The sequence below is a fragment of the uncultured Flavonifractor sp. genome, assembly GCF_944387675.1.
Classification (GTDB): domain Bacteria; phylum Bacillota; class Clostridia; order Oscillospirales; family Oscillospiraceae; genus Flavonifractor.
In genome coordinates this window covers 1-11,092 of the sequence record NZ_CALXFV010000074.1, presented here as the reverse complement: position 1 = coordinate 11,092, position 11,092 = coordinate 1, and the positions used below count along the sequence as shown (strand labels likewise).

Below are 11,092 nucleotides of genomic sequence, written 5' to 3'. Positions count from 1 at the left end.
AGCATCGCTCTCACCACCTTCTGCTATTTTACCGCTTATAAACGAAAAAGCCCAGCCTAAGCTGGACTTTTTCGACAAGAGGCTGCATGACGGATGGGGCTCGATTTCTTGCGAAAAAGTCACCCCATCCGTCATGAGAAGTGTCATTTCCGAGGCACATGTCCCCGGAAATGACGGATTTTGATTTTATTCCGTCGCCTGCGGGCGACGGAACTCTGCGAGGCTTCCTCTGAGGAAGGTTTTTCGACAGACTGAGGCCGCTGCGTATGCAGCGGCCTTTTTCTATTTCAGCAGACTGTCCAGAGGTCCCCGCTTCAGCGCCACCGCCTTTTGGGGACAGAGTTCGTGGCAGCAGTAGCAATGGATGCAGGAGGCGGGGTGAACCCTGGCCTTGCCGCCCTCCAGGGTGATGGCCTTGCCGGGGCAGGCGTCCCGGCAGATACCGCAGCCCACACAGCGCGCCGGAGTGATTTTCGGGGTTTGGGAGAGAAGGACCTTGCACAGCTTTTTGGCCGGCCCAGCCAGAGGTCCCAGAAATTCCATCAAATCCCGGCGCACGTTGGAGGGGAAGCGGTAGTCCGGGATGCGCAGCGCCTCCCAGCTGCCCCCCGCAAGCTCCACCTCCTCCGCCCGGCAGGGAGTGAGGCCCCGCCGCTGGGCGGCCAGCAGCAAGGGATTGGACTGTCGGGGCAGGCCCATCAGCTCCGCCGCCGCCGTATCCAGGGCCAGGGGGCTTTCCGAGACCAGCAGCAGCCCCACCTGTCTGGGAGTGCCGGAGGCGCCGGGCCCCTCCCCCTCCATGGCCAGCACTCCGTCCATGACAGACAGCCGGGGGGAGAGGTATCCGGTCAAATCCAGTACTACATCGGCAAAATCCATCCGGTCCGGGTGACTGCCGTGAAAGCCGACCTTGGACAGGCCGGGAATAATCCCGAAGTTATTTTTTACCGCCCCGGTCATGCCCATGAGCACATGGGTCTTCATTTTGCACAGGTCGAATACCCCGTCGGCCGTCGCCGCAGGGGTGATGACCTCCGCCTGGCGGAGCAGCTTTCCCCGGGGAAGGGTCACCAGACGGGTGGAGGTGTCGTAGCTCAGCTCCGCCCCGGACCGGGCGGCGGCCCGGGCCATGCCCGTCTTTTCATACAGGTGCCGCAGAACGGCCTCCTTGTGCAGAGCACCGCCGGGGCTGTCGGCAATCACCGGCCGTCCGCCGGCCTGCTTGACTAACCTGGCCACTGCCTCCACCACCGCCGGGTGGGTACACACCGCCGATTCCGGCGGAGCGGGACGGAGGAGATTGACCTTCAGCAGAATCCGTTCCCCCGGCTTTACAAACCGCTCCATGCCACCCAGCCGGGCCAGCGTATCCCGCAGGACGCCCTCAACCCGGCTATACTCGGGGCAGGGAACTGCATATACGATGCTCTGTGTCATCAGTCCAGGGATTTGGGGCCGAAGCCGTAGGGCAGCAGCTCCTTCAGATGGAGGGTCACGAAGCTGTGGTCCCTTTGCGCCACCAGTACGGTGAGGCTGGGGGCAAACTCATAGAGCATCTGCCGGCAGGAGCCGCAGGGCCAGCAAGGTTCGGTAGAGTTGCCCACCACCGCCAGCCGGACAAAGTCATCTCTGTGGCCCTCGCTCACCGCCTTCACCAGGGCGGTGCGCTCGGCGCAGATGGTGGAGCCGTAGGCGGCGTTCTCCACATTGCAGCCGGTGAATACGGTGCCGTCGGCGCACTCCAGCGCGGCGCCCACGGGGAAATGGGAGTAGGGGACATAGGAGCGTTCCAGCATGGTAAAGGCCAGCTCCACCAGTTCTTGGTCAGTCATCACGGCGCCTCCTCGCATAAAAAATGGTACAATGGGTTTGGAAACCCATTGTACCATGATTTTTTCTCTTTCGCAACGGGGCGGGCCGTCACCAGCTGGTACCCAGATTGGGCCGCACGTTCAGATCGATGATCTCCCGGGCGTCGTAGAACTGCTGATACCACTCCAGGGCCTTGCCGTTGCGCAGGGTGGTACCGTCGGGATGGAGCCGGTCGCAGATGACGGCGGAGATATCGCCCTTGATATAGGAGAAGGAGTTGATGCCCACGCTGGCAAAGATGCGGAACCCCTGGCTCTGAAGGTACTGGAACACCGGCCCGGTCTTATGCCAGTCATCCCCGTCGGGGCGGCCGCCGTGGGGGTAGAAGAGGATGTTGGTGGGTCCCACCAGACTGCCCACCTCCTCTGCCCAGCGGAGGGTGTCCCGCTCCACCGACTCCATGGGACGGCTGTCCAGCCGGATATGGCCCCAGGTGTGGGAGCCGAAGGTCCAGCCGGTCTCCTTCAGCCGGGCAATGATGGGCTTGACCGCTTCAATTTCGGCGGCCCGGTTGGCGTCAAAGGCGGGGCGGGCGGGGTCATCGGCGGCAATGTCGATATCGTTCTGGGTGCGGTAGCCCAAAATCCCCTCGTACCCGGTGAGGGAGTAGATGGCCTTGGCGCCGTTGAGAGAGAAGTCGGGGTGCTCCAGAACAAAGTCATCCAGAATGGGAGTGGCATCCAGATCCCGGGTGAGGGAGACCTCTCCGGTAAAGGGGTCCTTCGTCTCCGCCCAGATCTGCCCGTCTTCCCCCAGCACCAGTTTGGAGGTAAAGCCCTCGTCCAACATGTACTGGTAGTAGTTTACATCGTCAAAGGAGATGATAAGGGGCTTCTTCCCCTCGGGGAGCATCAGGGTGTTGCGCTCCATGCGGGTGACGCCGGTCTCGTCGGTAACCTCACTCCACACGTCCCCCATGTTTACCAGGATGTAGCCCTTGTCATATACGCTCTGAATAATCTTCTTGAACTCGTCCGCGGTCACCATCCAGTCGTCCAGACCAGCCTGCCGGTCGGCGGAAATGGCGCTGGAGAAGGTGTACTCCGGGTAGGCAATGACCGGGTGGAAGAACAGGTGCTCCACCACCTGGTCGGGACCCCAGGCCTGGGTGAGCTGCTCCTCGCTCCAGTAAGTGCGCACCGCCTCATAGGGGTCGGGGGTGGGTGTGGGTGTGGGTTCCGGCGTAGGGGTGGCCTCCGCTGCGGGGGCGGATGCGTCCGGCTTCCCCGGACCTTCCTTTCCGCCGCAGGCAGCCAGGGGGAGCATCAAGACCGCTGCCAAACCCAGAGCGGCGGCCCGCCGCATCAAACAGTTCATGGGAATCAGACCTCCTGTATTCTTTCTGTCTGGGTACCATCTTACGACATAGCAGGATAAAAGCAACTACAAAGTGGTGACAAATCCTTAAGATTTTATGTCACCTAAATTTGGAATCCGATGGACCAACAGGATAGAGGCCCCGCCGGTGACCGCCCCGGTGACCAGGGAGCACAGCAGCAGCGGCGGCAGGTAGACCAGGGGGGCCTTCCCCCCCAGCACCGCCATGGCGGCCAGAATCTGGCCGGTGTTGTGAGCGGCGGCCCCGGCGATGGACACCCCGAACAGGGACAGGCAGCTGACCCGGAGCAGCAGGGCCATCACCCCCAGGGCCAGCAGGCCGCCGGTGAGAGAAAAGGCCAGGGCCGTCAAATTGCCCCCCAGCAGGGCGCCCAGCAGACACCGGGCGATGAGGATGAGCAGCGCCTCCCGGCCGGAGAGGCGGCACAGGGCATACACCGTCACCAGATTGGCCAGGCCCAGCCGCAGCCCGGGCAGAGGAAAGAGAAGGGTCAGCGGCACCAGACCCTCCGCCACTGAGAGGGCCAGAGCCAGAGCGGTGAGGACGGCGCAGCGGGTCAGCCGCCGCAGAGATGTGGACAAGAGGATTCACCTCCGATTTTTAAAAACGCCCGGAAACGGATGGAACATTCAGCCGGTAACCGCGTCAATATCCCCGGGTATCCGTCCCTCCAGGGAGATCACCAGCCGGTTGGGCAGACAGATGATCTGCTGGCCCGCCTGGCTGGCCCAGCCGGTATGGACGCAATCCTGTCCGGGACAGCTGCTCTCCAGAATACGGATGCGGCCCGGTTCGGCCTGGATGGTCAGGGGATAGAGGGCGCCGTCCACCTCCAGGGTCACCGGACCGGTAAGGGCGGCCAGGTCGTACTGTGCGATGGTTTCACCATCTAAGACGACGGAGGCGGTCAAAAAGTTTCCGCTTTCCTGGCGCAGCGCCAGCAGCAGCGCCACGGCGGCGGCTGCCACGGCCAGCACCACCAGCAGATCCCCCGGCGTGGGGCGGCGGCGGTCAGCGGCGGACGATCTGGTAGCCATAGCCCTGCTCCTCTCCCCGAAATTCAAATCCGGCCTCCAAACCTTCGGTGACCAGAAGCTGGCCCTGGTCGGTACACAGCACCAGCTCAAAATCCGTCCGGCTCCGCCATAACTCCATGGCTGTTTCCGGCCCCGCCACAAACAGGGCGGTGGACAGGGCGTCGGCCAGCAGGTGGTCGGGGGAGATCACCGTTACCGACAACAGGCCGGAGCTGGCGGGATAGCCGGTTTTGGGGTCGATAATATGGTGGTAGCGCACCCCGTCCTCTTCAAACCACCGCTCATAGCCCCCGGAGGTGGAGGCGGTCTGATCCTCCAGGGAGAGGACGCACAGAGACTGACTGTCATCCTGGGGATCGGCTATGCCCACCCGCCAGGAGGTGCCGTCGGGCTTGGAGCCGATGAGGGTGATGTTGCGGCCCAAATCCAGCAGGGCGGAGGTGATTCCCGCCTCCCGCAGTACCTCTTCCGCCCGGGCGGCAGCGTAGCCCTTGGCGATGGAACCCAGATCCACCGCCATGCCGGCCTCCTCCAGCCGGGCGGTGCCGGCGGCCTCGTCCAGCAGTAGCTTTTCGCTGTCCACCAGGGCCAGAGCCTGGGCCAGGGTCTCCTCCTCCGGTACGTGGCGCTCCTCCCCGGTGAAGCCCCAGGCATCCATCACCGGGGCAATGGTGATGTCGAAATCTCCGGGCAGCAGCCGGGCCATCCGCTGGGCAAAGGTGAGCAGCTCCAGAGTATCCCCATCCAGCTCCACTGCCGTGCCGTCCCCGGCGTGGGCGTTGAGCTGGGAGATGAGGCTGTTCCCGTCGGTACGGGAGAGCACGCCGTTCAGCGTCTCCACCACCTGCCGGGCGGCGGAGGCCGTCTCCTCCGCCCCCTTGCCGTAGACGGTGACGGACATGACGGTATCCATGGTGAAAAACTGCTCCTGGGCCTGCTGAACACCGCAGCCGGAGAGCAGCAGAAAAACCGGAATGAGAAGGAAAGAAATCGCACGTTTCATGGCATACTCCTAATAGTTTATAAAAAAGGAACAACCGACATTTTACCACATTTTCTTTTCCCGGGAAAGGGGGTAGGGATTCTTGACTTGCAATATGGCGCGAATTCTGGTAAACTATACGAGATTGATGATTTCGAGGGCGCGGATGGCCCGGGAGACCGGCGGAGGATGCCGCCTACAGGAGATGGATGCATGAACAGAAAAGAAAAGCAGGCGCTGCGTGCCAGACAGGAGGACGTAATCCTCAACAAGGTCCTCTGGTGGATCGTGGGTTCCGTTCTGTTGGAGATGCTGCTGCTGCTGTTGAATAAAGTATACGTCAACTACACCGTGGACCAGGCCCAGGTGGAGCTGGCCTATGCCCTGCGGGGGCTGTTCCAGATTTTGGCCATTGTGCTGCCTATCTGCTTTGTGGGAATGCTGCTGTTGTGGCTGGCGGCCCGGCGGGCGGGCCGGCTGGTGCGGCTTACCGGGGGGCTGACCCTGGCGGCGCTGGCCCTGGCGGCGTGCGCGGTGGTGATCCGGGTCTTTGACAGCAGCGGGGTCCGCTTCCTGTATGTGGCTGTTCCCGCTGTGGCGGTGCTGGCCCTGATCTACTACCTCTATCAGCGGGAGTTCTTTTTCGCCGCCCTGCTCAGCGCCCTGGGACTGCTGGGCATCAAGGTGATCCCCCGCACCGGCCTGTCCGCAACTGTGGCCTACGGCTACGCGGTGGTGCTGGCGGTGATTCTGGTGGCTGCGGCGGTGCTTTTCCGGCTGCTCCAGAAGAACCAGGGCAAGCTGACCGTAAAGGGCAAGCTGACCCGGGTGCTGCCCAAAAGCGCCAACTACGCCATGCTGTATGTCACCTGCGCGCTGGTGGCGGCGGTGGTGATTGCCGCAGCGGTACTGGGCGGCCTTACCGTCCTGTACGGGGTGCTGGTGGCCTGGCTGCTGATTCTGGCGGTCTACCACACCGTCCGCCTGATGTGAGATTGAATGAGTAAAATCCCCGGAGCAATACCGCTCCGGGGATTTTTGCTGCCTGTTACAGGGTAGGCAGGGCGGAGAGCAGGCCGTCCACGTCAGCCTGGCTGGTGTGGAAGCAGGTGACGAAGCGGATGACGGTGTGGCTTTCGTCATAGGGACACCACACCTCGCAGTCGCACACCGCATCCACCTGGGGCTTGATTTCATTGGGGATGACGGCAAACACCTGATTGGTGGGGGACTCCACCCACAGCGTCCAGCCCTTGGAGCGCAGCCCCTCCTGGAGGCGGGCGGCCATCTCGTTGCCCTGGCGGGCCATGGAGAAGTACAGCTCGTCCGCCCCGAAGAGCGTGAGGAAGGTGACCCCCTGAATCCAGCCCTTCTCCATCACGGCGCCCATCCGCTTTTTCATACGGAAGAAGCCGTCGGCCAGTTCAGGCCGGGTGATGACCAGAGCCTCCCCAAACATGGCGCCGTTCTTGGTACCGCCGATGTAGAAGGCGTCCACCAGGGCGGCGAATTCCGGCAGGGTCAAATCGTTGGCGGGGGAGGTGAGGGCTGCCCCCAGCCGGGCACCGTCCACAAAGAGGAGCAGGCCGTTTTTGTGGCAGAAATCCGACAGGGCGGTAAGCTCCGCCTTGGTGTAGACCGCGCCGTTCTCGGTGGCATTGGAGATGTACACCAGCTTGGGCTGGGTTAGATGGGGGTCCTGGTGCCACTCCAGCACCGGAGGGAGCATTTCCGGGGTAATCTTGCCGTCACCGCCCACCTCCACGGGGATAATCTTGTGGCCGGTGGCCTCAAAAGCACCCACCTCGTGGCCGTTGAGGTGGCCGGAGGTGGGGCAGATCACCGACTGCCAGGGCTTGAGAAGGAAGGCGCAGGCCACCACGTTGGTCTGGGTGCCTCCCACCAGGAACTCCACCATGGCGTCGGGACAGCCGCACACCTGGCGGATGCGCTCCTTGGCCCGGGCGGTGTAGCCGTCGTCGCCGTAGCCCCAGTTGCCCTCCAGATTGACGGCGCACACCGCGTCCATCACCTTGGGATGGGCGCCGAAGGAGTAGTCGTTGCGGAACAGATACCGTTTCATATCAGTAACCTCCAGTTACAGCGGAAGCACAGCGGGCGGCCTGGGGCCGCCCGCTGCAGCCTGTCGAAAAAGCCTCGCAGAGTTCGCGCCCGCAGGCGCGAAGGAAGTGGAAATCTGTTTTCAGCCGCGACACGTGCGTGGCTGAAAACACTGCTCAGGCCGCAAGTGTGGGATTTGTCCGCCGCAGACGGACAAATCCTGCGCGCAGCGGCCTGCATCCTACTCGAAAAAGTGGCTCCGCCACTTTTTCGACAGCCTCCAGCGGGCGGCCTGGGGCCGCCCGCTGTTTTGTTTCCTCAGAATTTAAAGGAATCCTTCAGGCTGACCGAGCGGTTGAATACCAGCTTGTCCGGCCTGGAGTCCCGGTTGTCCACGCAGAAATAGCCCTGGCGCAGGAACTGGAAGGAGGCGGGCGCCTCCGCCCCGGCCAGCCCGGCCTCCACCTTGGCGCCGGTGAGCACCTCCAGGGAGCTGGGGTTCAGGCAGTCCAGAAAATTCTTGTCCCCGGCGTCGGGGTCGGCGTCGGTAAACAGGTTGTCATACAGCCGCACCTCCGCGTCCACGGCGGTGGCGGCGTCCACCCAGTGGATGGTGGCGCCCTTAATCTTCCGACCGTCGGCGGGGTCGCCCCCCCGGCTGTCCGGGTCGTATTCGGCGGCAATCTGGGTGATATTGCCCGCCTCGTCGGTCTCGTAGCCCACGCACTTGATGACATAGGCCCCCTTCAGCCGGCATTCCGGGCCGTCGGGGTAGAGCCGCTTGTACTTGGGTACCGGCTGGGGCAGGAAGTCGTCGGCCTCAATATACAGCTCCCGGGAGAAGGTGACCTCCCGGCTGCCGTCCTCGGGGCGGTTGGGGTTGTTTTCCACAGAGAAGGTCTCGCTCTGCCCGGCGGGGTAATTGGTAATCACCAGCTTGACGGGGCGGAGCACCGCCATCCGCCGCTGGGCGCTTTCATTCAAATCCTCCCGCAGGCAGTGCTCCAAAAAGGCAAATTCCACAGTGGAGGCCGCCTTGCTCACGCCGTTGCGCTCGGAGAAGTTGCGGATGGAGCGGGGGGTATAGCCCCGGCGGCGCAGGCCGCACAGGGTGGGCATGCGGGGGTCGTCCCAGCCGGAGACCCGGCCCTCCTCCACCAGCTGGCGGAGTTTGCGCTTGCTCATCACCGTATAGTTGATGCCCAGCCGGGCAAACTCGATCTGCCGGGGCTTGGCGGGGACGGGGCAGTTCTGGATCACCCAGTCGTACAGGGGCCGGTGATCCTCAAACTCCAGGGAGCACAGGGAGTGGGTAATCCCCTCCAGAGCGTCCTCAATGGGGTGGGCGAAATCGTACATGGGGTAGATGCACCACTTGTCCCCCTGGCGGTGGTGGTGCATGTGGTTGATGCGGTAAATGACCGGGTCCCGCATGTTGAAGTTGCCGCTGCTGAGGTCAATCTTGGCCCGGAGGGTGTACTTGCCGTTGGGGAATTCGCCCGCCCGCATCCGGGCAAAGAGGTCCAGGGATTCCTCCGCAGGACGGTCCCGCCAGGGGGAGCGGGCGGGGGTGTTCACGTCTCCGCGATACGCCTTGAACTCCTCCGGCGTGAGTTCGCACACGTAGGCAAGCCCCTTTTTGATCAGCTCCACGGCGTACTCATACATCTTTTCAAAATAATCTGAGGCAAAATAGAACCGGTCGCCCCAGTCGTAGCCCAGCCAGTGGATGTCCTCCTGGATGGCCTCCACGTATTCCACATCCTCCTTGGTGGGGTTGGTGTCGTCCATGCGCAGGTTGCACAGCCCGCCGTACTTCTCCGCCGTGCCGAAATCCACGAAAATGGCCTTGGCATGGCCGATGTGCAGATAGCCGTTAGGCTCCGGCGGGAACCGGGTGTGGACGGTCATGCCCTGAAACTGACCACCCTGGGCGATGTCCTCATCAATAAAATCATGGATAAAGTTCTGCGTCATGGTGGGATTCAGCTCTTCTGGCATCCTGTTCACTCCTTCTATCTTGATACGAACCAATATTTTAACCCCATCAGGCAAAAAATGCAAGAGCGGATGGGCCTTGGGCGGTGGGAAGAAAAAATTTTTAAAAAGAGGGTTGACATATTTGAATATTAGAATATAATAATATTAGAAAAAGCAAATGAGGTGAGACGAATGGAAGCAGATACCGGCTATGCCCAGAAAGCGGAGCTGCTCAAGGCCCTTTCCCACCCCTTGCGCCTGCAAATTGTCCGGGGGCTGCTGGTCAACGGCTGCCGCAACGTGGGCTGTATGGAGAGCCACACCGGCCAGTCCCAGTCCTGCATCTCCCAGCATCTCATGCGTCTGAAGGCGGCGGGGATCGTCCGCGCCGAGCGGGCCGGGAATGAGGTCTACTATGAGGTGGCAGACCGGTCGGCGGCGGCGGTGATTGCGGCGCTGTTCGGCGACAGGGAGGAGGAGTACCGGTGTACGACGTTGCGGTAATCGGCGGCGGTCCGGCGGGGTTGTCTGCGGCCATCCAGGTTCGGGCCAGGGGCAGGTCGGTGCTGGTGGTCAGCGGAGATCTGCGGGACAATCCCCTGTACAAGACGGAGCGGATCGACAACTACCTGGGCTTTTATGATGTGACCGGCGGAGAGCTGCTGGAGCGCTTCCGCAGCCACGCCCGGCAGATGGGCGTGGAGGAAAAAGAGGGCCGGGTGCTGAATATCATGCCCATGAACGGCACATTCTACCTGAGCGTCGGCAGCGAGATGGAGCAGGCCCGGGCGGTGGTGCTGGCCACCGGCGTGGTGCGTTCGGCCAAGTATCCCGGCGAAGGGGAGCATCTGGGAGCAGGGGTAAGCTATTGTGCCACCTGCGACGGGATGCTCTACCGGGGGAAGGAAGTGGCGGTGGTTGGCCTGGCAGCCGACGCGCCCCAGGAGGCCAACTGGCTGAAGGAAATCGGCTGCAAGGTCACCTATGTCAGCCCCAATCCCGCCGACGGCCTGCGCTCCGACATCCCGGCGGTGAAGGCCGGGAAGCTGGAGGTACTGGGGGAGCAGAAGGTGGAGGGCCTCCGGGCTGGCGGTACCACCATCCCCTGCGAGGGGGTGTTCATCCTCCGCCCCTCCATGGCTCCGGCGGAGCTGCTCCCAGGGCTGGAGCTGGAGGGAAGCTATATCAAGGTGGATGGAAATATGGCCACCAGCATCCCCGGCGTCTTTGCCGCCGGCGACTGCACCGGCCTGCCCCTCCAGGTCTCCAAGGCTGTGGGAGAGGGGCAGGTGGCGGGCCACCGGGCGGCGGAATATCTGGAATACATTTCTTAACACAATTTATTTATTACACACAGAGAAAGGAAGATTTGATTATGGCGATCATTCATCTGACTAAGGACGGTTTTGACAAGGCGGTATCCAACGGCATTTCTATGGTGGACTTCTGGGCCTCCTGGTGCGGACCCTGCAAGATGCTCGCCCCCGTGATGGAGGATCTGGCGGGCAAGTACGAGGGCAAGGCCCTGGTGGGCAAGGTGAACGTGGACGACGAGCCGGACTTGGCCATGCGTTTCGGGGTGATGAGCATCCCTACCGTGGTGTTTCTGAAGGACGGCAAGGAGTTTGACCGGAAGGTGGGCGTGATGCCCCCGGCCGCCTACACCAACGTTTTGGACGCCAATCTGTAACCAAGGCAAACGCCCGCCGGCTTTCTGCCGGCGGGCGTTTTGTCGTTAATGGGGGCGGCCGGAGAGCATGGCGTTTAATTCCGCCCGGGTGCAGTGGTAGTCTCCGTCGCCGCTGCGGCGGTAGGAACCAC

13 protein-coding genes are annotated in these 11,092 nt (G+C 62.6%); 5 read left to right on the top strand and 8 right to left on the bottom strand.

What is annotated here, in order from left to right:
* The coding region (locus Q0J74_RS07975; protein WP_297213035.1) for a hypothetical protein at positions 1-184 on the top strand (184 nt) is incomplete at its 5' end.
* Between the two features lie 98 nt (positions 185-282).
* Here Q0J74_RS07975 and Q0J74_RS07970 read toward each other — a convergent pair.
* From Q0J74_RS07970 to Q0J74_RS07945, 6 genes are all read right to left on the bottom strand, one after another.
* Complete coding sequence (locus Q0J74_RS07970; RefSeq protein ID WP_297213033.1) at positions 283-1,437, bottom strand: DUF362 domain-containing protein; 1,155 nt, start codon at positions 1,435-1,437, stop codon at positions 283-285.
* A complete protein-coding gene (gene cdd / locus Q0J74_RS07965) occupies positions 1,437-1,832 on the bottom strand; it encodes a cytidine deaminase (RefSeq protein ID WP_297213031.1) in 396 nt (131 codons plus the stop codon). The genes Q0J74_RS07970 and cdd overlap by 1 nt, the downstream gene beginning before the upstream one ends.
* Before the next feature lie 88 nt (positions 1,833-1,920).
* Complete coding sequence (locus tag Q0J74_RS07960) at positions 1,921-3,189, bottom strand: polysaccharide deacetylase family protein (RefSeq protein WP_297213029.1); 1,269 nt, start codon at positions 3,187-3,189, stop codon at positions 1,921-1,923.
* Positions 3,190-3,276: 87 nt separating this feature from the next.
* The gene (locus Q0J74_RS07955) at positions 3,277-3,792 is read right to left on the bottom strand and encodes a Gx transporter family protein (protein ID WP_297213027.1); all 516 of its coding nucleotides are present in this window, start codon (positions 3,790-3,792) and stop codon (positions 3,277-3,279) included.
* 48 nt (positions 3,793-3,840) lie between these two features.
* Entirely contained in the window at positions 3,841-4,248 is a 408-nt protein-coding gene (locus tag Q0J74_RS07950; RefSeq protein WP_297213026.1) for a NusG domain II-containing protein, read from the bottom strand.
* A complete protein-coding gene (locus Q0J74_RS07945; RefSeq protein ID WP_297213024.1) occupies positions 4,223-5,251 on the bottom strand; it encodes an FAD:protein FMN transferase in 1,029 nt (342 codons plus the stop codon). Before Q0J74_RS07945 ends, Q0J74_RS07950 begins: the two co-directional genes overlap by 26 nt.
* A 192-nt stretch (positions 5,252-5,443) precedes the next feature.
* On the opposite strand from Q0J74_RS07945, the gene Q0J74_RS07940 reads away from it, so the two are divergent.
* Positions 5,444-6,223 (top strand): hypothetical protein, encoded by a 780-nt coding sequence (locus Q0J74_RS07940; protein WP_297213021.1) that lies wholly within the window; start codon positions 5,444-5,446, stop codon positions 6,221-6,223.
* Between the two features lie 55 nt (positions 6,224-6,278).
* Here the strand turns inward: Q0J74_RS07940 and Q0J74_RS07935 are convergent, their stop codons facing one another.
* Both Q0J74_RS07935 and Q0J74_RS07930 read right to left on the bottom strand, forming a co-directional pair.
* A complete protein-coding gene (locus Q0J74_RS07935; protein WP_297213019.1) occupies positions 6,279-7,313 on the bottom strand; it encodes a threonine aldolase family protein in 1,035 nt (344 codons plus the stop codon).
* Positions 7,314-7,609: 296 nt separating this feature from the next.
* Entirely contained in the window at positions 7,610-9,292 is a 1,683-nt protein-coding gene (locus Q0J74_RS07930) for a glutamine--tRNA ligase/YqeY domain fusion protein (protein WP_297213017.1), read from the bottom strand.
* Between the two features lie 171 nt (positions 9,293-9,463).
* On the opposite strand from Q0J74_RS07930, the gene Q0J74_RS07925 reads away from it, so the two are divergent.
* From Q0J74_RS07925 to trxA, 3 genes are read left to right on the top strand one after another with little or no spacing between them, the layout of a single operon-like run.
* On the top strand, positions 9,464-9,775 hold the full coding sequence (locus Q0J74_RS07925; protein ID WP_297213015.1) for an ArsR/SmtB family transcription factor: 312 nt from the start codon (positions 9,464-9,466) through the stop codon (positions 9,773-9,775).
* Positions 9,757-10,605 (top strand): NAD(P)/FAD-dependent oxidoreductase, encoded by an 849-nt coding sequence (locus Q0J74_RS07920; protein WP_297213013.1) that lies wholly within the window; start codon positions 9,757-9,759, stop codon positions 10,603-10,605. The genes Q0J74_RS07925 and Q0J74_RS07920 overlap by 19 nt, the downstream gene beginning before the upstream one ends.
* Before the next feature lie 41 nt (positions 10,606-10,646).
* Complete coding sequence (gene trxA, locus Q0J74_RS07915; RefSeq protein ID WP_297213011.1) at positions 10,647-10,961, top strand: thioredoxin; 315 nt, start codon at positions 10,647-10,649, stop codon at positions 10,959-10,961.
* The last annotated feature ends 131 nt before the right edge of the window (positions 10,962-11,092 follow it).